At 69.2% G+C, this 26,326-nt stretch carries 21 protein-coding genes, 1 tRNA gene and 1 other RNA gene; 14 read left to right on the plus strand and 9 right to left on the minus strand.

What is annotated here, in order from left to right; all coding sequences use genetic code 11:
- Positions 1 to 30 precede the first annotated feature (30 nt).
- Positions 31 to 582, plus strand: coding sequence for a hypothetical protein (locus ACX80H_RS13745; protein WP_459313925.1), 552 nt, complete (start codon positions 31 to 33; stop codon positions 580 to 582).
- A gap of 240 nt (positions 583 to 822) precedes the next feature.
- Positions 823 to 1,743 carry a Cof-type HAD-IIB family hydrolase gene (locus tag ACX80H_RS13750; protein WP_459313926.1) on the plus strand — a complete coding sequence of 307 codons (921 nt, stop codon included), beginning with the start codon at positions 823 to 825 and terminating at the stop codon, positions 1,741 to 1,743.
- A gap of 33 nt (positions 1,744 to 1,776) precedes the next feature.
- Here the strand turns inward: ACX80H_RS13750 and ACX80H_RS13755 are convergent, their stop codons facing one another.
- Entirely contained in the window at positions 1,777 to 2,280 is a 504-nt protein-coding gene (locus tag ACX80H_RS13755) for a glutathione peroxidase (protein WP_459313927.1), read from the minus strand.
- A gap of 190 nt (positions 2,281 to 2,470) precedes the next feature.
- On the opposite strand from ACX80H_RS13755, the gene ACX80H_RS13760 reads away from it, so the two are divergent.
- A complete protein-coding gene (locus tag ACX80H_RS13760) occupies positions 2,471 to 3,403 on the plus strand; it encodes an oxygenase MpaB family protein (protein ID WP_459313928.1) in 933 nt (310 codons plus the stop codon).
- Positions 3,404 to 3,453: 50 nt separating this feature from the next.
- On the opposite strand, the gene ACX80H_RS13765 is transcribed toward ACX80H_RS13760, so the two are convergent.
- Positions 3,454 to 3,538, minus strand: a tRNA-Ser gene (locus ACX80H_RS13765).
- Positions 3,539 to 3,650: 112 nt separating this feature from the next.
- On the opposite strand from ACX80H_RS13765, the gene ffs reads away from it, so the two are divergent.
- The 4 genes from ffs (at position 3,651) to recR (ending at position 9,211) form a co-directional block, all read left to right on the plus strand.
- Positions 3,651 to 3,746, plus strand: an RNA gene (gene ffs, locus ACX80H_RS13770) — signal recognition particle sRNA small type.
- Positions 3,747 to 3,776: 30 nt separating this feature from the next.
- Positions 3,777 to 4,730: a tRNA glutamyl-Q(34) synthetase GluQRS gene (gluQRS, locus tag ACX80H_RS13775; protein ID WP_459313929.1), complete on the plus strand. Its 954-nt coding sequence runs from the start codon at positions 3,777 to 3,779 to the stop codon at positions 4,728 to 4,730.
- Entirely contained in the window at positions 4,727 to 8,431 is a 3,705-nt protein-coding gene (locus ACX80H_RS13780) for a DNA polymerase III subunit gamma and tau (protein ID WP_459313930.1), read from the plus strand. The genes gluQRS and ACX80H_RS13780 overlap by 4 nt, the downstream gene beginning before the upstream one ends.
- Positions 8,432 to 8,614: 183 nt before the next feature.
- Positions 8,615 to 9,211 (plus strand): recombination mediator RecR, encoded by a 597-nt coding sequence (recR, locus tag ACX80H_RS13785; RefSeq protein ID WP_301224038.1) that lies wholly within the window; start codon positions 8,615 to 8,617, stop codon positions 9,209 to 9,211.
- Positions 9,212 to 9,271: 60 nt separating this feature from the next.
- Here the strand turns inward: recR and ACX80H_RS13790 are convergent, their stop codons facing one another.
- Positions 9,272 to 10,402: an ABC transporter permease gene (locus ACX80H_RS13790; RefSeq protein ID WP_459313933.1), complete on the minus strand. Its 1,131-nt coding sequence runs from the start codon at positions 10,400 to 10,402 to the stop codon at positions 9,272 to 9,274.
- Positions 10,399 to 11,331, minus strand: coding sequence for an ABC transporter ATP-binding protein (locus ACX80H_RS13795; RefSeq protein ID WP_459313935.1), 933 nt, complete (start codon positions 11,329 to 11,331; stop codon positions 10,399 to 10,401). Before ACX80H_RS13795 ends, ACX80H_RS13790 begins: the two co-directional genes overlap by 4 nt.
- Before the next feature lie 218 nt (positions 11,332 to 11,549).
- On the opposite strand from ACX80H_RS13795, the gene ACX80H_RS13800 reads away from it, so the two are divergent.
- The gene (locus ACX80H_RS13800; protein ID WP_459313937.1) at positions 11,550 to 12,839 is read left to right on the plus strand and encodes an aspartate kinase; all 1,290 of its coding nucleotides are present in this window, start codon (positions 11,550 to 11,552) and stop codon (positions 12,837 to 12,839) included.
- 75 nt (positions 12,840 to 12,914) lie between these two features.
- On the opposite strand, the gene ACX80H_RS13805 is transcribed toward ACX80H_RS13800, so the two are convergent.
- Entirely contained in the window at positions 12,915 to 16,082 is a 3,168-nt protein-coding gene (locus ACX80H_RS13805; protein WP_459313939.1) for a S8 family peptidase, read from the minus strand.
- Between the two features lie 215 nt (positions 16,083 to 16,297).
- On the opposite strand from ACX80H_RS13805, the gene ACX80H_RS13810 reads away from it, so the two are divergent.
- The 5 genes from ACX80H_RS13810 (at position 16,298) to purL (ending at position 21,547) form a co-directional block, all read left to right on the plus strand.
- A complete protein-coding gene (locus tag ACX80H_RS13810) occupies positions 16,298 to 17,182 on the plus strand; it encodes a 3-methyladenine DNA glycosylase (RefSeq protein ID WP_459313941.1) in 885 nt (294 codons plus the stop codon).
- A gap of 171 nt (positions 17,183 to 17,353) precedes the next feature.
- Positions 17,354 to 17,953 (plus strand): SSI family serine proteinase inhibitor, encoded by a 600-nt coding sequence (locus ACX80H_RS13815; protein ID WP_459313942.1) that lies wholly within the window; start codon positions 17,354 to 17,356, stop codon positions 17,951 to 17,953.
- A 252-nt stretch (positions 17,954 to 18,205) separates the two neighbouring features.
- Positions 18,206 to 18,466 (plus strand): phosphoribosylformylglycinamidine synthase subunit PurS, encoded by a 261-nt coding sequence (gene purS / locus ACX80H_RS13820; protein WP_087072828.1) that lies wholly within the window; start codon positions 18,206 to 18,208, stop codon positions 18,464 to 18,466.
- Positions 18,463 to 19,260, plus strand: coding sequence for a phosphoribosylformylglycinamidine synthase subunit PurQ (gene purQ / locus ACX80H_RS13825; protein ID WP_459313945.1), 798 nt, complete (start codon positions 18,463 to 18,465; stop codon positions 19,258 to 19,260). The genes purS and purQ overlap by 4 nt, the downstream gene beginning before the upstream one ends.
- A gap of 1 nt (position 19,261) precedes the next feature.
- Entirely contained in the window at positions 19,262 to 21,547 is a 2,286-nt protein-coding gene (purL, locus tag ACX80H_RS13830) for a phosphoribosylformylglycinamidine synthase subunit PurL (protein WP_459313947.1), read from the plus strand.
- A 506-nt stretch (positions 21,548 to 22,053) separates the two neighbouring features.
- Here purL and ACX80H_RS13835 read toward each other — a convergent pair.
- From ACX80H_RS13835 to ACX80H_RS13845, 3 genes are all read right to left on the minus strand, one after another.
- The gene (locus ACX80H_RS13835) at positions 22,054 to 22,764 is read right to left on the minus strand and encodes a class F sortase (RefSeq protein ID WP_459313948.1); all 711 of its coding nucleotides are present in this window, start codon (positions 22,762 to 22,764) and stop codon (positions 22,054 to 22,056) included.
- A 93-nt stretch (positions 22,765 to 22,857) separates the two neighbouring features.
- Positions 22,858 to 23,802, minus strand: coding sequence for a hypothetical protein (locus ACX80H_RS13840; RefSeq protein WP_459313950.1), 945 nt, complete (start codon positions 23,800 to 23,802; stop codon positions 22,858 to 22,860).
- 327 nt (positions 23,803 to 24,129) lie between these two features.
- Positions 24,130 to 24,696, minus strand: coding sequence for a DUF1990 domain-containing protein (locus tag ACX80H_RS13845; RefSeq protein WP_459313952.1), 567 nt, complete (start codon positions 24,694 to 24,696; stop codon positions 24,130 to 24,132).
- Positions 24,697 to 24,869: 173 nt separating this feature from the next.
- Here ACX80H_RS13845 and ACX80H_RS13850 point away from each other — a divergent pair, with 173 nt between their 5' ends.
- Positions 24,870 to 25,769: a DUF1206 domain-containing protein gene (locus ACX80H_RS13850; RefSeq protein WP_459313954.1), complete on the plus strand. Its 900-nt coding sequence runs from the start codon at positions 24,870 to 24,872 to the stop codon at positions 25,767 to 25,769.
- Here ACX80H_RS13850 and ACX80H_RS13855 read toward each other — a convergent pair whose 3' ends face one another.
- The gene (locus ACX80H_RS13855) at positions 25,770 to 26,186 is read right to left on the minus strand and encodes a CoA-binding protein (RefSeq protein WP_459313956.1); all 417 of its coding nucleotides are present in this window, start codon (positions 26,184 to 26,186) and stop codon (positions 25,770 to 25,772) included.
- Between the last annotated feature and the right edge of the window lie 140 nt (positions 26,187 to 26,326).

Genomic DNA, 26,326 nt, shown 5'->3' on the forward strand with positions numbered 1-26,326 from the left:
ACCGCGGGGCCTCCGGGGCCTCCGCGGAGGATGCTTTCGAACTCCCGGGCGGTCGACCGAGACGATCGCCAGAAGGATTGCCTTGGCGGCGACACGGTGTATCGCCGCGACCAGCTGACCGCGCCCGGATTGCGCCACACGGCTCCTGCCGCTGCCTGCATCCACCCACAAATGCTGGTGCGCATGCTCAGCATCCCGCAGGTCCAGTTCCTCACGGAGTTCCTCGAGACGGAAGGCGATTTCCTGGTCCAGTGTTCCGTGATCCGTTGCCGCATCTACGGCTCGTTGCGCCCTGCTGTGCAAGACCGCCAGCTCGATCGCACTGAGCATCCGCAGGCTCGAGGGGAAAAAATCTTCGGGGCTCATCTGGCTCGGGCCGATGGCGGGTCCCGGCGCAGCGCGCCGCATCGCCGGTTCCGCTACCTCGTCGTGTCCCCCGCGCCCCTGATGGGGCCGCGGCGGAGTGGGAAACCACTCCTGGCGGCGGCCGGCGGCTCTACCTGCCACAGCGAGGTGCACATCAGTCCGGTATGGGGGATCGGGCAGTTCTGGGAGTTCATTCACAGCGGGCCTCCACGATAGGCGTAGGTCTCAAGCTAGCCACGCCGTGCGCTGGCGCCCTAATGAACACTCGCTGGTGCACTGATGAACAAGAGGCGACCTGCCGGCCCGGTGACCCGCAGCCCATCCGCTCACCGTCTCAGCCTGCGTTATCGGGCTCCTCCACGGAAGATCCGCACAGCTCGTACATGACGCGCGCAGTAACCACCGCCTGACCGGCTCGAATGGGTGGAGGGCGCACCTCCGGAACATAATGGGATCATGCCTACGGACGCCCCCATCGACCTGTTGCCCGACGCCCCCGCCGCTCCCGCCGCCCAAAGGGGGAATCCCGTCCAGGGACTCCTGCTCGACGTCGACGGGCCCGTGGCCAGCCCGGTCACCCGGACGGTCCCGGCCGGGATCATCGCCGACCTGCTCACGCTCGCCGCCGCCGGCTGGCCCGTCGTGTTCAACACGGGGCGCTCCGACTCCTTCATCCGCGAGCAGGTGATGCGGCCGATGCTGGCCACGGGCATTCCGGCCGGGATCACCTTCCATGCGGTCTGCGAGAAGGGCGCCACCTGGTTCTCCTTCACGGCCGACGGGGCCGGAGAGGTCTTCGTCGACCGTGAGCTCGCACTTCCGAGGAGCTTCGCCGACGACGTACGGGACCTCGTGGAGGAGAAGTACGCGGACCTCATGTTCTTCGACGAGACGAAGCTCTCCATGGTGTCGGTGGAGCAGTCGCTCGATGCGACCAACGCCGACTACCTCGCGGCCCAGCGCTCGTTCGATGACGACGCCCTCGACATTCTGCACAGCCACGACATGGGTGCTCGCCGGCTGGACCGCGAGGAGCCGGACAGCAACGGGGACATCGCCTACCGGGTGGACCCGACCATCATCTCCACGGACATCGAGTCCGTGCGCGTGGGCAAGGACCTGGGGGCCGAGCGCGCGCTGACGCTCGTCGCACCCCTTCTGGACATCCCCCGCACCTGGCACACCGTCGGCGACTCCCGCACGGACTACGCGATGGCCGACTACCTGCACGGGCAGGGCTTCGACGTCGCGCACGTCGACGTGCGACCCGCGGACGGCGTGCCCGCGAAACCCTACGAGATTCTCACGGAGGGCTCGCTCATCCACGAGGAGGCAGGGGCCGCCTTCCTCGCGCGCTGCGTCGCCTTGCTGGGCTGAGTCCCGCTCCTCCACGCGGAGCGCCTGAAAGGCTCAGGCAGCGGCGCGTGCCAGGGCGTACTCGATCGCGGCGACGACCTCGGGCGCATCCGGCTCCACATTCGGGGCGAAGCGCGCCACGATCTCGCCGTTGCGGCTGACGAGGAACTTCTCGAAGTTCCACTTCACGAGCCCGGGCAGGGCCCCGTTCTTGAACGTGGTGAGCTGCCGGTACAGCGGGTGCTGATCCTTGCCCCGCACATCGCCCTTGGCCAGGAGCGGGAACGTCACGCCGAACGTCGTCGAGCAGAAGGTGGCGATCTCGTCGTCGTTCCCCGGTTCCTGGCCCAGGAACTGGTTGCAGGGCATCCCGAGGACCACCAGCCCATCCTCGGCGAACCTGCCGTACAACTCCTCGAGGCCGGCGTACTGAGGGGTGAACCCGCATTTCGACGCCACGTTCACCACCAGGACCGGGCTGCCGCGAAAATCGCCGAAGGACTTCCGGCTGCCGTCGTTCATGGTGAGGTCGATGCCGTACAGGTCGGACGAGGACATGGCTACTCCTGGGAGGTCGGTGTGCTCCTGCTTCGTACCGCACCGTATCGCGGATGGCTGGAGCGCGGGGCGAATGCTGACGGAGCGGACCGTTGCGGAGCAAATCGGCGCGGGGATGCGTTGGAAGGAACGGCGGCCGCGAGCGCAGGGCGCCTGACCGGCCGCAGGTCATGAACAGGATGGGTCACGCATGGGAATCATCGGCACGTGGAAGACACAGCTCCGGACCACCTTCACGGACGGCGATCCCGCCATCCCGCAGTGGCAGTTCGAGTTCGAGAAGGGCGACGATGCCGGCTACTTCCCGGTCGGATCGGCCGTCTGGACGGTGCACAGCTCCATGACGCCGACGGTCGCCGGCATCCGTGCCCTGCTGCTCCAGGCCCTGCATCCCGGCGCCATGGCCGGGGTGCATGCCCACTCGAGCTTCCGGGAGGAGCCGCTCGGCCGGCTCGCCAACACCATCCGCTGGATCTTCACGGTGACGTACGGCTCCAGGGTCGCGGCGCAGGAGGGCTCGGCCTTCGTGCAGCGGCTCCACACGAGGGTGCACGGCACCTACGTCGACAACCGGGGTGCGGAGACACCGTATTCCGCGGCCGACCCCGACCTCGTCCGCTGGGTGCACCTCGCGTTCACCGATGCGTTCGTGGCCGCCCATGCCACGTACGGCGGACCGATCCCGGGTGGAGTGGACCAGTACGTGGCCGAATGGGCGCAGGCCGGGGAGCTGATGGGGCTGGAGGACCCCCCGCGGTCCGAGGCCGAGCTGCGGTCCCAGCTCGCGGCGTTCGATGGAGAGCTCACCACCAGCGACCAGGTGCGGGAGGCACTTACCTACATCCGGCGCCCGCCGCTTCCGTGGTCCCAGCGCCTCGGGTACCAGGTGCTGTTCGCCGGCGCGGTGGCGACGCTCGAGCCGAGGCACCGCGAAATGCTCGGCCTGAGGGTGCCGTCGCTCGGACCGGTCGCCCTGCCCCTCCGGACAGCGGTGCGGCTTGTACTCGGGATGATCCGGCTGGGCCTCGGACCGGAGGGCCCTGCCGAGGCGGCGGCGAAGCGCCGCATCCGCCGTGTGACAAGTGCGACGGCCGGCGGCGCGTCCGGGGTGGCATCGGCTTAAACAGCAGGACCCCGGCCGGAGCCGGGGTCCTGCTGTTTGTAGCAACAAGGCGGAGGATGGGGGATTTGAACCCCCGAGGGCGTTAACCCAACACGCGTTCCAGGCGTGCGCCATAGGCCGCTAGGCGAATCCTCCTCATTTGGAGCAGATACCAGAATACCCATACAACCGGATACTGCCGAATCGTGCCCTTTCGGAGCGGTTCGCGCCGATTCGAAAGCGACCCATCCGACTGTGTAGACTATTTCCCGGCCCCTCATGTGGTGTCATCCTGTGAACTCCCCCAGGACCGGAAGGTAGCAAGGGTAAGCGGGCTCTGGCAGGTGCATGGGGGGTCTTCACTTTAAGGACATGCGCAGCGGGAGGTTGGAAGGTGGCACACCAGGGCGCCGGCCGGTTCGCTCCCAGCCCGTCGGGGCAACTCCATATCGGGAACCTCCGCACCGCCGTCCTCGCCTGGCTGTTCGCCCGCTCCACGGGCCGGGACTTCCTGGTCCGCGTCGAGGACCTGGACCGCGTCCGCGCCGGAGCCGAGGCCGACCAGCTGGCCGAACTCGCCGCGCTGGGGATCCGCTCCGACGCACCCGTCATCCGCCAGAGCGAGCAGGGCCACCGCTACGCTCAGGCCCTCGACGACCTCCTTCACCGCGGCCTGGTCTACGAATGCTTCTGCACGCGCCGGGACGTTGCCGAAGCGGCAAGCGCGCCCCACGTCCGGCCGGGCTTCTACCCGGGCACCTGCCGCCGCCTGAGTGAGACCGAACGCGTCCTGCTGCGCGTGCAGCGACGTCCGGCACTGCGCCTGAAGTCCGGCGTCGGGTCATGGACCGTGCAGGACCTGCTGGCAGGCCGCGTCTCCGCACCGGTCGACGACTTCGTGCTCCGGAGGAACGACGGCGTCGTCGCCTACAACCTCGCGGTCGTCGTCGACGACGCCGTGCAGGGCATCGACCAGGTGGTGCGGGGGGACGACCTGCTCGATTCCGCCCCGCGGCAGGCCTACCTCGCCTCGCTGCTCGGCCTGCCGGTCCCCGTCTATGCCCACGTTCCCCTCGCGGTCTCGCAGGACGGGCGCCGCTTGGCAAAACGGGACGGCGCTGTGACACTGGAGGACCTTGCCCGGCTGGGCTGGACGCCGCCTGCGGTGTTGGACGTCGTCCTGGCCTCCCTCGCGCTTCCCGGCGGGTCGCTCGAAGCAGCCCTGGCCATGTTCGATCCCGGCCGGATGCCCCGCGATCCGTGGGTCGTGGACCCCTCAGCCCTGTTCCCTCCGGCGCCTGCACCGGCATGCAAACCGTCAGTACCAACCGATAAGGTTTCTTCGTGAGTACAGCCCTTTACCGCCGCTACCGTCCCGAGACCTTCGCGGACGTCATCGGCCAGGAGCATGTCACCGAACCCCTGATGGCGGCCATCGACAAGGACCGCATCAACCACGCCTACCTGTTCTCCGGCCCGCGTGGCTGCGGCAAGACGACCTCCGCCCGCATCCTCGCCCGGTGCCTCAACTGCGCCCAGGGCCCCACCTCCACGCCGTGCGGCACCTGCGACAGTTGCGTCGAACTGGCGCGCAACGGATCGGGCAGCCTCGACGTCATCGAGATCGACGCCGCCAGCCACGGTGGTGTCGACGACGCCCGCGACCTCCGCGAACGCGCGACCTTCGCCCCGGTGCGTGACCGCTTCAAGATCTTCATCATCGACGAGGCGCACATGGTCACGTCGGCCGGCTTCAATGCGCTGCTGAAGATCGTGGAGGAGCCGCCCGAGCACATCCTCTTCATCTTCGCGACCACGGAGCCGGACAAGGTCATCGGCACCATCCGCTCGCGCACGCACCACTACCCCTTCCGGCTGGTCCCGCCGGAGCCGCTTCTGGCGTACCTCGAGCTGCTCTGCCACCAGGAGAACGTACCGGTGGCGCCCGGCGTACTCTCGCTCGTGATCCGGGCCGGGGGCGGCTCGGTCCGCGACTCCCTCTCGGTCCTCGACCAGCTGATGGCCGGGGCCGGCGAGAACGGGCTGGACTACGAACTCGCCGTCTCACTCCTCGGCTACACCCACGCGACGCTCCTCGACGACGTCGTCGACTCGGTGGCCGCCGGCGATGCCGCGACCGTCTTCAACGCCGTCGACCGCGTCATCCAGACGGGCCATGATCCCCGCCGCTTCGTCGAGGACCTCCTCGAACGGTTCCGGGACCTGATCGTCATCAACGCCGTGCCGGAAGGCGCCGCGTCCATCCTCCGCGGCGTGCCCAACGACCAGCTCAACCGCATGCGCACCCAGGCCAACCAGCTCGGCGCCGGCGAACTGTCCCGGGCGGCCGACGTCACCAACACCGCGCTCACCGAGATGACGGGGGCCACCTCGCCGCGCCTGCACCTCGAACTGCTGTGCGCTAGGCTCCTGCTGCCCGCGGCTGACGCCACCGCGCGCGGCACCCTCGCCCGGGTGGACCGCATCGAGCGACGCCTCGAGTACGCTGCCGGCACTCCGGTGGCCGCTCCGGTGGCCGAGGTGGACGACGCACCGAAGCCACCGGCACGCACCCGGCTCGACGGCGTACCCCGCACCGCCGAGGAAGCCGCCGCCCGCTGGTCGCTTCCCGCCGCGGAACCAGCAACCGAAGCCCCGGCGGTTCCGGCCGCTGTGCCCGGCGTCCCCTCCCCCGCGGCACCGGCCGCCTCCGGCGCCCAGCCCTCGTCCGGCACACCGGTCCGGGATTCGTCCCCCGATTGGGGCGGCAGCTGGGGCGTCTCCACGGATTCGGCGTTCTCCGATCCCGCGCCGTCGCAGCCGGCGCAACCGTCTGGGCAACCGTCCGGCCAGCCGGCAGCAGCCGGCCCGGCGAGTCCCGCCGGGCAGACCCCGCCGGTAGCGGACGCTCCTGCGACGGAGCGCTCGCAGGAGCGCCCGCAGGAATCGTCCGGTCCCGGGCCCACGGCTCCGTTCGGCGAGCAGGGGCCACCGGCCGTGCAGGTCACATCGGGTCCGCCCTCCACGCCTCAGCAGCGGCAGCCGGCGGTGCACCAGCCGGCGGCGCAGGGGCAGCAGCCCGGTGTGCCCGCAGCGGTCCGACGACCGGACCAGGACGACGCTCCGCAGCAGGAACCCTTGCAGGGAGGCCAGGGGCAGCAGCAGCAGGAGGTCCGTCGACCCGACGCGGCCCAGCAAGGCCGGCCTGCTGCTTCCGGGGGCAACGTCGAGATGGTTCGTCGTGCATGGCCGGAGATCATGGACGAGGTCGCCCGGATCAAGCGGGCCACCTGGCTCATCGTCAACGTCGCAGCGAAGCCGCGATCGTTCGAGGGCAATCAGCTGGTCCTGGCCTTTGCCAATCAGGGCAATGCCATCGGGTTCCAGCGCGGGCCCCACATGGACAACCTGAAGCAGGCTATTCACAAGGTCCTCGGTCTCACCTGTTCCATCGAGGCGGTCCACGACGCCGGCGGGGCGGGTGAGTCGGGCCCAAAAGTACCGGCCGGCCAGACGGCTCCGGGTAGCACCCCGGGCCCGGATTCCTCCGCGCCCTCGGCACTCCGAGGGGGCTCGTCGACGGCCTCCGCCGGTTCCGCCGTGCCCCTCGGCGCCGGTTCCCTGCAGCATCCGGAAGGCCGAGGTCCTGCAGGTCAGCCAAGCCCTACGGCTGCCCCCGGGAGTAACCCCGGCGCACAACCGGACCCTCGGCCCCGCGCACAATCCGACACCCGATCCGAGAGCCAACCCGGCCGTCAGCCCGGTGGTTCCGCAGTACCCCTCGGCGTCGACGCCGGCCGACCGGCCGGCCCCGCTGCGCCCGTAAGCGGCGTCCGGGAGCCGGTGGGCAACCCCGCCGGGGACACCGACGCCTCCGCCCTGCCGGCATCAGCCATACCCGGGCCTGGCCGAACGCCCGTCAGCGCTGCATCACGTGCCACCGGGCCCGAGGGCCAGGCACCTGCCGGCACGCCCGGTTCCTTCGGGTCCGATGCCCTGGTCCCTGCCCGCACGCCGAGCCCCTCACAGCCGTCGCGCACCGGCAGCCACCCGGCAGGAGCACCTACGCTGACGTCGGACCCCTCGGGCGGTCCGTCCGGCGAGCGCGGACTGCAGGAATCCCGTCCTGCAGCGCCGGCCACCGGAAAATCCCGTAGTGCCGGCGGAGGACCTGCAACCAGCGACCCGACCACCGAAGCGGTCAGCGCCTGGGACCCGTCCATGTCGGATGACTCCTGGGCGCTCGTCGAGCCGCCGGAAGAGGCCTTCGATCCGGGGCCCGGCTGGAATGCAGTCCCGGAGGATCCCTACGAGCCCCGGAGTGCGGGCGCGCAGGGGACAGCAGTCCTTCCGTCCGACGGTCCGGCACCTGCTCGGAGTGGTGCAGCCGTTCCGACAGCGTGGGCAACGCGGCGCTCCGGTGCGCAGGTGCCAGAACCCTCCGCCGGCGTAACGGCCGGCCCCTCCGTCACGCCTGAACGAACGCCTGAACGAACGTCCGCACCGAGGTCAGCACCCGCCCCCGCACGCCCTCCCGCACATACTGCCGCGCCCGGGACTCCCGGACCTGCGGGCCTACCGCAGGTTCCTGAGCCTGCGGCCTCCCGGTCGGTGGTGTGGAGCCCCTCCATCGAGTCGGCGCCCTCGGCTCCGGAGGCCGGCACGGTTCCGTCCCCGACAGGTCCGACAGTCGGCGTCGGCGGGAGCGGATCGCCGGTGGCTCCTGCCGGTCAGGGGAGCGCAACCGGCCCCCGTTCCGGCAGCCCGGCACCTGCCGGGCCCGGCGTACTTGCGCCGGATCGCCCCGTGTCGGCCGAGAACATCCGGCAGAAGCCCGTCAGCCGCTACCAGCAGCTGCTCGATGAGGCCGAACGGAAAAGGGCTGAGGAGGCGGCTGCCGCCAGGGGAACCGCCGACCTCCGTTTCGTCGAGGACGAACCCAGCGCTGATGACGAGACCATCGAGGAGTCCGGGCTGGTCGGCCGCAAGGCGATCGAGCGCATCCTCAATGGGCGCCTGATCGAGGAACGCAGCCTCGACGGCCAATGACCTCCCTGCCGACGGGCAGCCGGGCGGGCAACGCTGAAGGCGTAAGCGCGGCGCTGCGCGGCGACTCATCCGCGGCTCGGCAGGGCGGACAATGGAAGGGACACTCCCTGCCACCGCGCCGGAGAAGTAGGGCGCCCGGCGGTATCGCCGGCACCATCACCTGAGAGTAGAAGAGGAAACACCGTGTACGAAGGCGCAGTGCAGGAGCTGATCGATGAGCTCGGACGCCTTCCCGGCGTGGGACCGAAGTCGGCCCAGCGCCTCGCGTTCCATATCCTGGAAGCGGACGGGGATGACATGAAGCGCCTTGTCACGGCCATCACCACGGTCAAGGAACGCGTCAAGTTCTGCACCATCTGCGGGAACGTGGCGGAGCAGGAGCAGTGCGCCATCTGCCGCGACCCGCGCCGCGACCCGACCATGATCTGCGTCGTCGAGGAATCCAAGGACGTGATCGCCGTCGAGCGCACGCGATCCTTCCGCGGCAGGTACCACGTCCTCGGAGGCGCCATCAATCCGATCGCCGGAGTGGGCCCGGACCAGCTGCGCATCCGGGAACTGCTCGCCCGGCTCTCCGACGAGCAGATCCAGGAGATCATCATCGCCACGGACCCCAACCTGGAGGGCGAAGCGACGGCCACCTACCTGGTACGGATGCTCAAGACCATCGGCATCCCGGTCACCCGACTCGCCTCCGGCCTCCCCGTGGGCGGAGACCTCGAGTACGCCGACGAGGTGACCCTCGGCCGGGCCTTCGAGGGTCGTCGCGCCATGTCCTGATCGAGCCCTGCCCACGCCGTCTCACGGATCGCAAGGGCAGCTGAGGACGATCAGGAGGAGCTAGGCGATGCGCGTCCCCTGCGCGAGGCGCTTCGCCGGCATCGTGAGCCTGCGCCGGGCGACCATCAGCAGCCCGGCCGCGAGCACCAGCTGGATCCCGAGCCCGAGGGGCCAGATGGGCGCCTCCTGGGGCAGCCGCCGCATGGACTGCGCGAACTCCTCGCAGGTCTGGTCCAGATCGGGTCCGGCCTGCGCCGCCCGCACACCCTGGCTGATGGTCTCCATGACGCCCGGGATGTAGTAGGAGTCATCCCCCGCGAGCGGTTCCAGACCGGGTCCCTCCGGCATCTCGCCGTAGGGCACGGCGTCGGCGACCACCACGAACGGGTTCGCGGCGAGCAGCCAGGCGATGTATTCCGTCCGCGGGACCTCCACCTGGCTGGTCTGGCGGACGCATTCCATCTCGGAGCCCGCCTCGGGCATGCCTTTGGCGTCGATGCTGCTCTTCGAGTAGGTGTAGTAGGAGGTCGTCATGGTCCGCTCCTCCATGACGAGGGTGGTGCTCAGCCCGAAGACGATGACCGTGCCGATGGCCAGCAGTGCCACCAGCATGTAGGTGCTGACGATCGAGAACAGGGGGCGGCTGGCGATCGCGGAAACACCGACGCCGATCGCGCAGACGACTCCCAGTTCGACCGCGAGCATCAGGAGGGAGACGAGGGCTTCCTGCGCGTCGACCCCACCGAGCGCCAGGGCCCAGAAGATGAAGGGGCTACTGAGCAGGAGGAAGGCCAGCGAGCCCACCCAGGACGCGAGCCACTTGCCGGCCAGGAGTTGGAACGGACTGACGAGGGTGACCTGCAGGATGGCCAGCGTACCGCCGGCGCGGTCGCCGTTGACGGCGTTCGCCGACAGTCCCGGGGCCACGAGGAGGCCGAAGAGCAGGACGAACCCGACGACGAGGTCGAAGAGGATACCGCCCTCGTTGTCGGTGGTTCCTAGGAGGGACGTTCCGAGCACGAAGATGAAGCCGATCACCACGAACCAGGTGCCCAGCATCCAGTACCAGCCCCTCCCGCGCAGGCGCTGCCTCATCTCGAGGGAGAAGACGGTGCGGGTCGCCGACCAGAAGGGCAGTGTGGTGGCCGCGCGGACGGGGTGCGGGGTGGACGGTTCGGTCGCGGTGCTCATCGTCGATCCGTATCCAGGCTCATGTAGGTCTCCTCGAGCGCGCCGCCGGCGGGCGCGAAGGCGGTGACGACGACGTCGCCCATCACCAGGGTGCGCAGCAGCCAGGCCGCCTCGGCGGTGCTGCCCAGCTGGACGAGGAACTCCTCGCGCCGGGAGTCCCCACGCACCTCGAAGCGCACCCCGAAGCTCTGGAGTGCGGCGGCGAGCGCCGCCATCGGCTGCGCCTGGATGTAGTAGCGGCGCACCTGGGTGCCCGCTTCGTCGAGCGTCTGGCTCTTGACCGACTCCCCCCGGTTGACGAAGACGGCGCGGTCCGCGATCTCGTCAAGTTCGGACAGGACGTGGCTCGATACGACGATGGTCTTACCCCCGGCGGCGAGGGACCGCAGGAGTGACCGCAGTTCCACGCGGGATCCGGGGTCGAGCCCGGACGCGGGTTCGTCCAGCAGCAGGACCTGGGGGTTGTGGATCAGGGACCGGGCCAGGCTGAGCCGTTGCTGCTGTCCGCGCGAGAGGACCCGCGCCGGCTGGTGGGCGAATTCGGTGAGCTCGACGGCGACCAGCAGTTCGTCGGCCCGGCGCGTGCGCTCGGCCGCGCCCATCCCGTACAGCGCACCGAGCGTTGTCAGCACCTCGAGCGCCGTGAGGGACTCCCACACGCCGAGGGTGTCCGGCATCCACCCGACCCGGCTCCTCACCTCCCCGGGCTGGGTGACGGGGTCGAATCCTGCCACGCGCACGGTGCCGAGATCGGGAGCCAGGAGGCTCGCCAGAATCAGCAGCAGAGTGGTCTTGCCGGAGCCGTTGGGACCGATCAGGGCGGTCACTTCCCCGGGCGGGGCTGCGAAATCGATGCCGCGGATGGCTTGCACGGAACCGAAGCGGCGCGAAACTCCCTCGACAACTATTCCCCCGGATTCGTCGGTCATGGTATGAGGGTATGCGACAATAGCCCGCCTGGACCCGGCGGAGGACGAGGTATTCGCGCAGGGGACGCTGTTCTTATTCGGACCCAGACTTTGGGCGGGCAATTGCCGCGCCGCTACACTGGCACGGGCCCGGTTCCACGCTCCCGAGGCGTCGTGCCGCCCGTCAACGTCCAGCACGGCGGGCCCACCGCCGCCGTCCTTCACCAGTGAGCGAGTGCATGAGCCTCATAGTCCAGAAATTCGGCGGATCGTCGGTCGCCGACGCCGAGGGCATCAAGCGCGTGGCGCAGCGCGTCGTCGACACGCAGACCGCCGGCCACCAGGTGGTGGTCGTCGTCTCCGCGATGGGCGACAGTACCGACGAACTGCTGGACCTCGCAGCCCAGGTGAGTCCGGCGTCGTCCGATGCCCGCGAGATGGACATGCTCCTCAGCGCGGGCGAGCGCATCTCGATGGCCCTGCTCGCCATGGCCATCCACGGCATCGGAGCGTCGGCGCAGTCCTTCACCGGCAGCCAGGCCGGCATGATCACCGATGCCATCCACGGCAAGGCACGCATCATCGACGTCTCACCACACCGCATCCGGACCGCCATTGAAAAGGGCGACATCGCCATCGTCGCCGGATTCCAGGGCATGAGCCGGGACAGCAACGACATCACGACCCTCGGGCGGGGCGGCTCCGACACGACCGCCGTCGCGCTCGCGGCTGCACTCGACGCCGACGTCTGCGAGATCTACACCGACGTGGACGGCGTCTATACGGCCGACCCCCGGGTCGTCCCGTCGGCGCAGAAGATCGACACCATCTCGAGCGAGGAGATGCTGGAGATGGCCGCATCGGGTGCCAAGATCCTGCACCTGCGCTGCGTCGAGTATGCGCGGCGCTTCGGGGTCCCCCTCCACGTCCGCTCCTCCTTCAGCCATAACGAGGGCACATGGGTCCTGCCCAGCCCCGACGACCAGATCAAGATTCAAGAGGGAGAACCCTTGGAACAGCCCATCATCTCCGGTGTCGCACACGACCGCTCCGAAGCGAAGGTCACCGTCGTCGGCGTGCCCGACATCCCCGGGAAGGCCGCAGAGATCTTCGGCATCGTCGCGGGAACCAACACGAACATCGACATGATCGTCCAGAACGTCTCGACGCACGGTTCGGGACGCACGGACATCTCCTTCACCCTGCCGATCGTCGACGGCGCCGAGGCCCTCGCCGCGCTCGGCGAGGCGCAGGACCGTGTCGGCTTCGAGAGCGTCGAGTACAACGAGACCATCGGCAAGCTCTCCCTGATCGGCGCCGGCATGCGGTCGAACCCTGGCGTCTCCTACCGCTTCTTCCGGGCCCTGTCCGACGCCGGCGTGAACATCGACATGATCTCGACCTCGGAGATCCGCATCTCCGTGGTGACGGGGGCCGACCTCCTCGACACCGCGGTCCGCGCCGTGCACGCAGCCTTCGAGCTTGACGGCGACACCACGGCGACCGTCTACGCGGGCACGGGGCGCTGACCTCCCCTCCAGGGAACGCGAAAGGCCGGTGGATCATCGATCCACCGGCCTTTCGCGTTCTTCGGTCGGATGCTGCTACTTGTCCCCGGTCGGGGTCACCGCTTCGCGGGGACCCGTCAGGAGCTTGTCCGCCGGATCGACGGCGGGAAGCTCGGCCTTTGCCTTGGCTTTGTCCTTCCCATCGACGACGACCGTCACGTAGGTGACGGCCGACGACCCTGTGTAGGACACGCGGCCCACATAGGACCCGGGCTTGAGTCCGGTCCAGTTGAGGGTGACCGCCCCCGTGCTGCCGTTCGCCAGGACGAGCGGGTTCGGGGTGAGCGTCGCGTTCTTCGCGTCGCCGGCGAGGATGGCAGCGTCGATCGTGCCGGACGTAGGCCGGTTGTCGGTGCTGGCGTAGAGATTGGCGATGATGCGGTACTTGCCCGGTGCCGGATCCTCGATCGTGATCGTCTCACTCGCGTCGGCAGTCGCCACCTGGGTGACGGTACCTGCAGGGGTGATGAGGGCCATGTCGAAATCTGCCGTCGGATCATCCGACAGGACGGAGAACCTCGCCACGGACGTGCCTTTTCGGACAGTCACGTCCTTGACGGCGTTCGAGGCGTTGTTGCCGTTGGTCACACCACCGGGCACCAGGCTGATCGCCGTCGAGTCAGCCTTCGAGAGGCCCTCCAGCGTCATCTGGATCGGGCTGTTCGTTCCCGAGGTGATGTCGAAGGAGCCGCTGCCATCGCGACCCGCCGACTCGAAGGCCACCTCGGCGGGGGCGTTGACGGCCTGCGGGCGAACGGCCACCGGGGAGGTGACGTTCTTGCCCTGGCCTGACCAGGACAGAGAGCCGGCGGCGAACTGACCGAACGGAGCACCCTGGTTCTCGAAGGTGACCTTGAAGGTGCGGGTCTCTCCCGGTGCGCTGAAATTCAGGATCGACGGCGTGACCGTGACCGCCACTCCGGGCACGTTCGCAGTGGCGCGGTAGATACCCGGCGTGATCGCGGTGACCGTACGGGTCACCTCGGTGCGTCCGGTCAGGTTGCCGAGTGCGAAGGACGGCACGTTGGTGTTCTTCGCCTCGACGGGCTCGATGCCCTCGATACCGAGAGCGACACCCGTACCTTCGATGAAGCGCAGGTAGTCGTCGACGTCCTGGTCGTAGACCAGTCCCGGGCTGAGGACGGTGGCCGGGTCGATGTGGCCCGCGCCCACGGCGAGGACGTCCGTCTCGACGCCCCCGGTGGCGGTCTTCAGCGGGTAGGCCGTGGTCATCATGGCGGACTTCACGGTTGCCGGGGACCAGGCGGGGTTCTTGCCGAGGACAAGGGCCGCGAGACCGGCGACATGCGGCGACGCCATCGACGTCCCGGACATGAAGCCGAACTGCGCACCGTTCGAGCCGACCGTCGAGACGCCTGCAAGGACTGCGACACCGGGAGCCGTGACGTCAGGCTTCAGGAGGTCGGAGCCGGTCGCGAGCAGCGGGCCGCGCGAGGAGAAACCTGCGACCTGGGGTGCAGGAGGCAGGGGCTTGCCCGTGGTGTCCGTGGGCTGCAGGGCAACGGTGAGTGCCGGGTTGGCGGCGACCTTCGCCTTGAGCTCGAGGGCTTCAGGAGCGTTGACATGCACGGTGGGCACTGCGTGCTGGTCCGTGTCCGTCGAGGAATCGACGAGGTTCACCAGGATCATGCCGACGCCACCGCCGCGTGCGACCTCGGCGCTCTTGTCGGTACGGGCGACGACGCCGCGATCGCAGACCACGATCCTGCCGGCGACCTTCGCGGGATCGAGCGTGTTGGGACCGCAGAGGTTCGGGTTCACCGCGCCTGCTGCGGCAGCGTCGGCGGCGAGAACGACCGGACTGGCCGGCACACCGGTACGCATGATCGAGGCCCCTCGGTACTTGGTGCCGTCGGAGAACTCTGCGGTGCCCTGCAGTTCGTAGCTGAACGTGCTGGCGGCCACCGTCGTCATCCAGGGAGCCCCGTGGTTCACGGTGCTCACGGTGGGGCCCGAGTTGCCGGCCGAGGCTGCGACGAAAATGCCTGCGGAGGTCGCCGAGAGGAAGGCGAGGGACACGGGGTCCGTCGTCGTCGTCGCGCTGCCCGAGATCGAGAAGTTGAGGACGTCGACGCCGTCGAGGACAGCCTGGTTGATGGCCGCGATCGCTGCGGAGTTGTAGCAGCCGCCCGTATCGGGATCGGTGTCCTCCCAGCAGACCTTGTAGACGGAGACCTTGGCGGCAGGAGCGACGCCGGAGGAGACGCCGAAGTCCCGGCCGTCGACCGCCTGGGTCACGCCCTGGTTACCCGCAGCGGTGCTCGCGGTGTGCGTGCCGTGGTTGTCGATGTCCACCGGGGAGAGGACTTCCTGGGGTGCGCGGTCGGCTTCGGGCACGCTGTCGAGGAAGGCGTCGGCGAAGTAGCGGGCCGAGAGGACCTTCGAGTTGCAGAGCGTGCCGTCGAAGTCCTCGCCCACCTGGCACTCGCCCACGAAGGTGGTGCCGTCGGACTTGAGCATCGCGATCCTGCCCGCGGCGTTGAGGTAGGGCTTGCCCACCTCGGGCTTGGCGGTGGCGCTCAGCGGCGCCACGGGATCACCGGCGAGGAAGGGGTTGTCCGGGGCGTACCCGGTGTCGATCACGCCGACGACCGTTCCGGCGCCCGCGTTCGCCTGACCGCCGAACTGGGTCTCCCAGGTCCCCTGGTCGCCGTTCAGGCCGAGGAAGTCGATGCTCGAGTAGTCCGGGGCGTGCTCGACGTCGGGTGCGACGAGGAGGACCTCATCGCTCTTGGCGAGTTGCACGGCCTGGTCGGTGCTGAGGTCCGCGGCGAAACCGTTGAGCGCCGCCGTGTAGGTGCGCTTGATCTCGACGTTCTCCTCGGCGGCGACCTCCTGCTGCTTGGTCTCGAGGAACTCCGAGTACTTCTTCACGTTGTCGGCTGCGGCGTCGAGCTTGCGGCCCTGCTCGGGTTTGGTCGGCGCGATGCCCTGGACGCCGCCCTCGTAGGTTGCCACCGGCTTGTCGGCGAGCACCACGATGTACTTGCCGGCCGGATACTCCGCGGGGTCCAGCTCCGTGGCAGGCGCCTTCTGCGGCGTCACCGAACCGGCCGGGGCTGGAGCTGCGAAGGCAGCAGGTACCACTGCCGTCGAGGCCACCAGTAGCGGCAGACCCAGGACGATTGCCGCGGCAGCGCGTACGGCGCCGCTTCCCCGTCCGTCTTTTCTCCGTCGTGTCATAGGACAGTGAGACCTTTCATGAAGTGCGGTCCGGCCACGGCCGTTCCCCCGATACCGCGGTCTCCCGAATGGGACCGATCTGTGACGATGCCCACAGACGCCACGGCGACTTCAAACTTACCCGAGGCAACTCATGGAGTCGGCCCGAATGCGTGTACGCCGGGCACAATTTCCGCGCAGTATTTACCGATTCAACTCGCGGTGATAATGGAAGGATGTCCGACGTCCTCCTGCCCCGCCTGCAGGCGGTCGACTGGCAGGATCGTGAACGGCGGCACCAGGAACGTGCCGCCCGCTTCGCCGACCCCTATCTCGACCGCCGGTCCCGCGGCACCAGGCATCCCGTCGAGGACTTCCTCTTCACCTACTACAACCAGAAGCCGGGCCAGCTGCTGCGCTGGCATCCGGGAGCCGGTGTGGTGCTGGCGGGAGCGGCGGCGGCCGGACGTGCCACCTGGAAGTACTACACGGCAGACGACGACGGCGTCCGGGTGGATGTGCGCAGGTTCGCGGCGGAACGGCGCGAGTCGGTCGACTTCGCCCGGCTGATCCTCGCCCGGACAGCGGCACGGCCGGCGCAGTTCGGCTGTTTCGGGCTACACGAGTGGGCCATGGCCTACCGGTCGGCAGTGCACGGAGTGCGGCACGAATACCTCCGGCTCCGGTTGGGTACCGCGGGCACGGACGACGTCGTCGAGCAGTCCCGCATCCGGTGCACCCACTTCGACGCCTTCCGTTTCTACGCGCCGGAAGCCGTGCCCCTCAATGAGCATGCACCCACGCGGGAGACGCAGCGGGACCTCGAACAGCCGGGCTGCCTGCACGCCAACATGGATCTCTACAAGTGGGCCTACAAGCTCACTCCCCTCCTGCCGAGCGAACTGGTGATGGACTGCTTCGAGCTCTCGTGGCGGATCCGCACGATGGACATGAGGGCATCGCCGTACGACCTCGCGGACTGGGGGTACGCGCCCATCGCCATCGAGACGGCCGAGGGCAAGGCCGAGTACGTCCGCCTGCAGCGCGGCTTCGCCGAGGAATCACAGGCGCTCCGGGCGCGACTGCTGGACCACCTCGAGAGGGCCCTCGGCGGGCCGTGACGGCGCCGGTCCTCGCCGGGCCCCGACGCCGCCCCCATCCCCGATCCCCAATCCCCGACCCTCGGCAGGCCGTGACGATACGCGGCGTCGACGGTCCGGACCGGGACGCTCCGCCGTCGTCCCTCGTTGAGCCTTCACCAGCCAGTACGCTGGCAGGCGAGGGGGACCACCATGACGACGCTTGTCCTGAACCGAGCAGCCCGGCCACGCCGAGGGGCCGTGCGGCTCGCGTTCGTCCTCGCCGCACTGCCGCTCGCCCTCTCCGCATGCGGCGGGCCAGCAGCCGAACCGACAGAGCAGGAGACCGCCGTGCAGTCCTCCCCCGATCCCTTCGGGACACCCGGGGCGCCCGAAGCCTCCGGGACACCCGGAGCCTCGACGCCGATGCCGGACGGAAGCGCGGTGCCGACGGTACCTCCCGCCGCCTCGGGCACCACCGCTCTGCTGACCATCTCCCTCCAGCAGGACGCGTCCGCGGAACCCGTGCAGTATGTCCTCGAATGCGTGAACGGCGCGCCTGGTCCCGCCTCGACGCTCCCCGGCGCCGAGGCCGCCTGCGCCGCCCTCGCCCGGCTCGGCGCGGAGTTCTTCACGGCCCGCCCCAACAAGGACATCATCTGCACCCAGCAGTACGGAGGCCCCCAGACCGCCAGCATCACCGGCATGCTGGACGGAACGTCGATCCTCGCCTCCTTCGCCCTGACGGATGGCTGCGAGATCTCACGATGGAACAGGGTCCGGGACATCCTCGGGGCCCCTGGGGCGCTGTAGCGCCTGACCGCGCGCCGCGCACCGTCCGGGCGGATTCGGCCCTACCCGCCCGTCGGGAGTGGGAGATCCGTCTTCTGTCTTCCGTGGAGGCGTCCGGGGCGGACGGGCACCCGGCGAATCCCCGGTAGACTTGTAGGGCAAGCTCGCGGAGCGCCGGTGTCAACCCAGATGCGGCGTGAGACGGCACTTCCGGGCTACTGCATTTAATGCTGGAATCCCCAGCACTTGCCGCTCACGCACAGGAGTTGCCGGATGTCCCGGATTGTTGTCGACGTCATGCCCAAGCCCGAGATCCTCGACCCGCAGGGTAAGGCGATCGCCGGAGCCCTCCCCCGGATCGGCCTCACCGGCTTCGCCGGTGTCCGCCAGGGCAAGCGCTTCGAGTTGACCGTGGACGGTGACGTCACCGAGGAGATCCTCGAGCAGGCCCGCCACGCCGCCGCCACGTTGCTGTCCAACCCCGTCATCGAGGATGTCACGCGCGTGGAGGTTCTCGAGGAGGACGCACAGTGACCACCTCCAATATCGGGACGCCCCTCATCGGCGGCCCGCAGCCGGTCGCCTCGAACAACGAGGACAGCCCGCTCAACGGCGTGAAGGTCGGCGTCGTCACGTTCCCCGGCTCGCTCGACGATCGCGACGCCGTCCGCGCTGTCCGCCTCGCCGGCGGCAGCGCGATCCACCTGTGGCACGGTGACCACAGCCTGCAGGACGTCGACGCCGTCATCATCCCCGGTGGGTTCTCCTACGGGGACTATCTCCGGGCAGGCGCCATCTCCCGCTTCGCCCCACTCATGGAGCAGATCACCGCAGCAGCATCCGGCGGGGCCGACGCCCTTCCCGTGCTCGGCATCTGCAACGGTTTCCAGGTCCTCACCGAGGCGCACCTCCTGCCCGGCTCGATGATCAAGAACAACGATCTCCACTTCATCTGCCGCGACCAGCGCCTGCGGGTCGAGAACGCGGACACGTTCTGGACGTCGGAATACGCGCAGGGTGAGGAACTCGTCATCCCGCTCAAGAACCAGGACGGCCAGTTCGTCGCGGACAACTACACGCTCGACGAACTCGAGGGCGAGGGCCGTGTGGTCTTCCGCTACGTCGACGGCAACCCCAACGGCTCGCGCCGCGACATCGCCGGCATCTCGAACGCCGCGGGCAACGTCGTCGGGCTCATGCCCCACCCCGAGCACGCAGTGGAGGCGGGCTTCGGACCCGACTCCTCGGCGCGCGGGGAGGTCGAGGTCCGTGGAGGCACGGACGGTCTCGGCATCTTCACATCGGTACTCAAGAAACTGGTTGGTTAAGGTGACTGCAGAGGCAACGTCCAAGAAGTTCAACATCGACACCGTCGCGAACGCCGAGGCCACCCCCGGCCAGGCGCTCCCCTGGGCCGAACTCGGCCTGAAGGAGAACGAGTACCAGCGCGTCGAGGAGATCCTCGGCCGCCGGCCCACCGGCGCGGAGCTCGCCATGTACTCGGTGATGTGGAGCGAGCACTGCTCCTACAAGTCCTCCAAGGTGCACCTGCGCCAGTTCGGCGACAAGGTCACCGAGGCCATGAAGGAGCACCTGCTCGTGGGCATCGGCGAGAACGCCGGTGTCGTCGACATCGGGGACGGCTGGGCCGTGACGTTCAAGGTGGAGAGCCACAACCACCCGTCCTTCGTGGAGCCCTACCAGGGTGCCGCGACCGGCGTCGGCGGCATCGTCCGCGACATCATCTCGATGGGCGCGCGTCCCGTCGCCGTCATGGACCCGCTGCGCTTCGGTGCGATCGACCACCCCGACACTGCGCGGCTCGTCCACGGCGTCGTCTCGGGCATCGGCGGCTACGGCAACTCCCTCGGCCTGCCGAACATCGGCGGTGAAGTGGTCTTCGACTCCGTCTACCAGGGCAACCCGCTCGTCAACGCCCTCGCGGTAGGCGTGCTGCGCCACGAGGACATCCGCCTCGCCAACGCTTCCGGCGCCGGCAACAAGGTGGTCCTCTTCGGCGCCCGCACCGGCGGCGACGGCATCGGCGGCGCGTCCGTCCTCGCGTCCGAGTCCTTCGATGACGCCAAGCCCTCCAAGCGCCCCGCGGTCCAGGTGGGCGATCCGTTCGCCGAGAAGGTGCTCATCGAGTGCTGCCTCGAACTGTTCAAGGCCTCCGTGGTCGAGGGCATCCAGGACCTCGGCGCCGCGGGCATCTCCTGCGCGACGTCGGAGCTGGCGTCGAATGGCGACGGCGGCATGCACGTCGAACTCACCAACGTGCTGCTGCGCGACCCCTCCCTGACACCGGGCGAGATCCTCATGTCGGAGTCGCAGGAGCGCATGATGGCGGTCGTGACGCCCGAGAACGCCGCGGCGTTCGAGGCGATCATGGACAAGTGGGCCGTGGAGTACTCCTGGCTCGGCGAGGTCACCGACACCGGGCGCCTCATCATCGAGTGGGACGGCCAGAAGATCGTCGACGTCGATCCGCGCACCGTCGCCCACGAGGGACCCGTCTACGACCGCCCGTACCACCGGCCGGAGTGGCTGGACGGCGTCCAGGGAAACTCCTTCGTCCCAGAGCCCGGGGACCTGCGCGAGGCCGTGCTCGAACTCATGGCCTCCCCCAACATGTGCGCGAAGAACTGGGTGACGGACCAGTACGACCGCTACGTGCAGGGCAATACGGCGCTCGCCATGCCCGACGACGCCGGAGTGGTGCGCGTGGACGAGGAGACCGGCCTCGGCGTCGCCATCTCGACCGACGCCAACGGCCGCTACTCCTACCTCAACCCCTATGAGGGCGCGCGCCTGGCCCTCGCGGAGGCCTACCGCAACGTGGCCACCTCGGGCGCCGAGCCCCTCGCCGTCACCGACTGCCTGAACTTCGGGTCCCCCGAGGACCCCGAGGTCATGTGGCAGTTCGCCGAGACCGTGCGCGGCCTCGCGGATGCCTGCCAGGAACTCGGTGTGCCCGTGACCGGCGGCAACGTCTCGCTCTACAACCAGACCGGCGGCGTCGCCATCCACCCCACCCCGGTGGTCGGCGTCCTGGGCGTGTTCGACGACGTCGCGCGGCGCACGCCGTCGGGCTGGCGCGAGGACGGCCAGGCTGTCTACCTGCTGGGCACGACGGCGGACGAGCTGGACGGTTCCGAGTGGGCCAACCTGCGCGGCCACCTCGGCGGCCAGCCTCCCGCACTGGATCTCGCGGCGGAGAAGACCCTTGCGGCGATCCTCGTCAACTGCTCGCGTGACGGCATGATCGACGCCGCGCACGACCTCTCCGAGGGCGGCCTGGCGGCCGGCCTGAGCGAGATGGCGCTGCGGTTCGGTGTCGGTGCGCGGATCGGGCTCGACGAGCTGTGCGAGCGCGACGGCATCGACGCGTTCACCGCTCTGTTCAGTGAGAGCCAGGCACGCGCCGTCGTCAGCGTCCCCCGCTCGGAGGAAGTGCGCTTCAACGACATGTGCACGGCCCGGAACTTCCCGACCATCCGCATCGGCGTGGTGGACACGGAGAACCAGGCGCTCGACGTGCAGGGCTACTTCAACCTGCCGCTGGACCAGCTCCGGAAGGCACACGAGGAAACCCTGCCGAAGCACTTCGGCTAGTCACACGACCGGCAGCACGCCCGACCGGCAGGAGGCCGCCACCCGACGGGGTGGCGGCCTCCTCCGTCTTCCGGGCCGATCGGAGTCCATCGCGGCGGGCGTGTTGGTTGGGAGCTGCTTGTTGGGGCTGCTTGTTGGGGCCGGGCCGCCGCGCCGGGTGCCCCAACCCGTGGCGGCGTTCCACCGCACCTGAGCCGCAGCCCCGGGTTTGCAGCCCGACGACGACGGCTGCCTGCTCCGTCTCCCGCCGGTATCGCGGCGGTGGCGAAGGGCAGGACTTATCGGGCTGAGCCGTGGCGGGTGCCCCAACCCGTGGCGGCGTTCCACCGCACCTGAGCCGCAGCCCCGGGTTCGCAGCCCGACGACGACGGTTACGAAACCGGGCAAGGGCGGCAGGTAGGCCCAGTGCCGAGGCCGTCATCCCACGCGGGTGGCAGCCTCCACCGTGACACCGAAGCGCCGTGAGGCCGAAGCGAAGGGCGGGCTGAAGAGAAGGGCGGGCCGGCTCAGGCAGTCTTGGGCATCGCCGTGACGACGACGTTCTTGCCCCAGGGGTCCTCGGTGTAGCAACTGATGAGGACCACCCGGTTCGGGACGATGTTCCAGATGTCGCTGTCCTTCAGGGTGTCCTTGTCGTGCGTGAGGACCGAATCGACGACGTACGTGATGTCCCCGGTCTGCGTGGTGAGCGTGAACTCGCTTCCCACGAGCGATTCGTCGCTCAGCCGGTTGAAGGGTGCGTCCTGGCCGTCCCAGCTGTGCCCGGCGATGTAGGTGGTGTTGTTAGAACCTGCGCCAGGAACCCCGTACGGCGTGAGCCAGTACGCATCGAGGGTGAGCGGCGGCACCAGCGACTGCGCTGCCAGGTCCGCGTCGCTGGGGGTCAGCGGGAGTACGGCCATGTCGATGTCGGCGGCGGCGAAGGACAGCGCAACGGGTTGGGAGGCGGCCGGCCCTGGATCCACAGCGGGCGGCGTCGCCGCGGGAGCCGCTGAAGGGGCTGCCGAAGGCGTCGCGACGGCGGACAGAGTGCTCGACGGCGCGGCTGATGGCGCTCCGGAGGAGTCCGGCGGCAGGACAGATACGGCGATCGCGAGGCCGGCCGCCGCGACGAGCGGAAGCGCCATCCACCGCTTCCGGGACCGCTCGGGGGCCCCGCTGCGCGCAGGGGTGCCGAGCTGCTGGCCGGACGGTTCGTCGACTCCGTGCTGTTCCATGCGTTGCGCTGTCCTGGGGTGGTGAGGGATGGTGCACCGTCCCGGCCCGGCGAAGGGTTGTGGACCAGATCGCCGGGCCGGGACGGCCCTGTGCTAGCGCTGTGCGCGCGCGAGGCGTCGCATGCGGGCGGCGGTGGCCACGGGCACAGCGACACCGACTGCCAGCAGTGCGGCGAGGAGGGCAACTGCCGGGCTGTCGTCCTCGGTGGCGACGGCGGTCTGCACGTTCAGGCCCTTGTTGGTCGCGACAGGAGCGACAGGGGTGACCGGGGTGACCGGGGCGACTGTCACGGGCACAACCGGGGTGACCGGGGCGACCGTCACGGGTACAACCGGGGCGACCGGCGCCACCGGAACAGGAACCACGACGGGCGTAACGGGGTCGACGCCGATGGCGCCGGCGTCACAGGCGGCAAGGAACGCCTTGAACAGGGCGATGAGCTCTGCTGCAGCTGCTTCATCCCCGCTGAGCTGGGTGATGAGCGCGTCGGCGGTGACCGATGCGCTCTCGAGGGCGTCCTCCGCGGCCTGGACCGCGGGGGTGTAGATAGCCACCTCATAGGCGGCGGCTGCGGCTTCGGCGGCGTTGAGTGCCGCTGCCTGCGCAGCGAGTGCGACGGTGAGCTCGCCCTGCGCCGTGACGACGGCTGGGACGGTCACGTCCCCTCCGGCTGCTAGCAGGGCGGCGTCGTACTCGGCCTGCTCGGCTGCTGCCAGCGCGAGGGCGGCCTGGTAGTCCTCGTCAGCCTGCGCCAGGACCGCCTCCGCATCCACCGCAGCCTGGGAGGTCACTGCGGCCTCGCTGACCACCTCGTAATTCTCCGCAGCGGCGACGACGGCCGCCGTGGCGAGCTCGAGCTGGCTGACGAAGGCGACGTCGATCCCGGCGGCACCGAGTGCTGCGTTGAACTGGACGGATGCCTGCAGGCAGGCTGCGTCACCCGGTGCGGCTGAAGCCATCGGGGCCCCGAGGAACAGTCCACCGGCGAGAAGGGTGGCGGTCGATCCTGCAGCGATCCATTTTTTGGTAACGATCATGTGTGCGCGTCTCCTGACAACACGTAGTTTCCCCCGGGCCGTTCCCGACGGCGCAGCCTGCGGCGCCACACGCAAGCGGCGTCCTCCCTTGGAGGGCGCCGCGAGACAAGAAATCGGAATCCGCCGATCGCTGTTCCAGGGCGCTGATCCCGAAATGCTGGGACTTCCCTGGGCGATCACTGTGTTCCTCAACCTAGGGCCGTTCGGTGTCTGAAGCAATGAGTCGGTCGACCAGGCGTATAACGGTTCGGTAACAGCGCACATCGGAGGATCGGAGATCCAGTCGCCCGGACTGGGCCCCGGATGATGCCGGCGGGATCCGCAGGGTCAGGCGCCCGCCGCCAGCTCACGCGCCGCCCTCACATAGCGCGACAGGACGTACCGCTGGGTCAGCCGGGTGACGGGCGCGGCGAGCCGGAACAGGAGGCTTGCGGGCATGCTGTAGGCCGAGCAGATGAACAGCAGGCGGCTGTCCGCGGTCAGCTCCGCATAGAAGCCCTCCTCGCCCCGCACGGGATGCCCGGGCAGTGTCCCGTATCCGAATCCGCCGCGCTGTCCCGGGACGGCCCTGCCCGCGCCGTCCAGCTGGGCCGCCTTCGCCCAGATGACCCTGCAGGGAGCCTTGATCCGGGCGGGACCCACACCGAAACCGGAGACGACACGGAGGCCGGGCGCCGCCCGTTCTGCATCCGGCTCCATGGTGAGGCCTGCACGGCGATGCAGTTCCCACCCGAGGATCCCCTCGGTGAGGGCGGCGAACGCCCCGGACGGGTCGTCGGTCGGAATCTCGTGGGACTCGACCATCACGGTATAGCCGGCGGGCCAGCCCCCCTCGAACGGCTCGGGGAAGGGCCTGTCTGTAGCGCCCTGCTCCTCGTACGTGAACTGCTCCATGCTGCTCCCCTTCCGATGCCCGCCGACGTGCTGCCCCAGGGGCCTCCGTCCCAACCTAGTGGACAGGAAACGTACCGGGGTGGCCGGAGCAGTGGCAGGATGGTGTCCAGACCGGACCGGGCCCGCACCTGCGGCGTACGCGTCCGCCGATCCGGCAAGGAGGCGGGAGCACCATGGCACCGAAGACGGCGTCCAACAGGTCATCGAAGAAGCTGGGCCATCCATCGGCCGGGAAGAACGCCCGGAAGAATGCCGGAAGGGATGCCGCGGACAGGGCATCCGACGCCGCCGGGGAGGTCGTCAACTCGAAGGGCTTCGAACTCGCTGCCCGGGCCGGCTATGTGGCGGCAGGTATCCTCCACTTCCTGATCGGCCTGATTGCCCTCGGGCTGGCGACCGGCCGCTCGGGGAGCGCGGACCAGAGCGGTGCTATCGGGCAGCTTGCGGGCAGTCCGGGCGGGACCTTCCTCCTGTGGTTCTGCTTCATCGGGTGCATCGCCCTCGCCCTGTTCCAGCTCAGCGAGGTGTTCCTCGGCGCCAGGGGTGGGAGCGACAGGGACAAGCTCAAGTTCCGGCTCAAGAGCGGGGGCCAGGCCGTCGTCTATGCAGCAATCGGTGTGACCTTCGGCAGGTATGCGCTCGGCGGCTCGAGCAACAGCAGCAGCAGCACGAAGGGGCTGACCGCGTCGCTGATGTCGAACCCCGCGGGTACGGCCCTCCTCCTCGCGATCGGCGTCGGCATCCTCGCGGTCGCCGGCTACTACGTCTACAGCGGCGGCACCCGGCGGTTCCTCAGGAAACTCTCGGGCCTCCCTTCCGGAAGTACCGGCAGCGCCGTCGTCGGGCTCGGGACCGCGGGCTACATCGCCAAGGGATTCGCCCTCGGAGTCCTCGGGATCCTCGTCATCGGCGCCACGGTGACGAACGACCCCGAGAAGTCGACAGGGCTCGACGGCGCCCTCAAGGCGCTGCGCGACCAGCCGTTCGGTCCCTGGCTCCTCGGCGCCGTCGCAGTAGGCCTCATGGCCTACGGAGTCTTCATGGTGGTGAGATCGAAGTACCAGCGCATGTAGCTAGAGGCCGAGTGCCGGTGCCTCCATCGCGGGGCACGTGTCCATGACGACATCGAGCCCGGCGTCGGCCGCGCGCCGGGCAGCGTCCTCATCGATGACGCCGAGCTGCAGCCACACCGCCCTGGCACCGACGGCGATCGCCTGGTCGACGACGGCGCCCACCCGGGACGAGTTGACGAAGCAGTCGACGACGTCGATGGTTCCCGGGATGTCGGCGAGCCGTGTATAGCCCTTCTGCCCGTGGACGTCGTCGCCCTTGAGGCTCACCGGGATGACCTCCATCCCGAGCCCGTCCATCAGGAACCGTGAGACACCGACGGCGACGCGGCGCGGGTTGTTGGACAGACCCACCACCGCCCAGCGGCCGTGCTCCCTCAGGAGCCTCCGAATCACCTGCGGATCGTTCTGGTGTGCCACGGCGCCTCCCTCGACTTCCGGTTTGTTACAGCCTTTGTTACACGCCCTATTTTGCTCCTCCCCCACTGCGGGCGTTTCATAGGAGGGACCATCCCGAGCGGCCGAGAGACCTGGATCGATGAAGCCGCAGCAACCCTGGT

Source organism: Arthrobacter pasteuri (assembly GCF_054510955.1).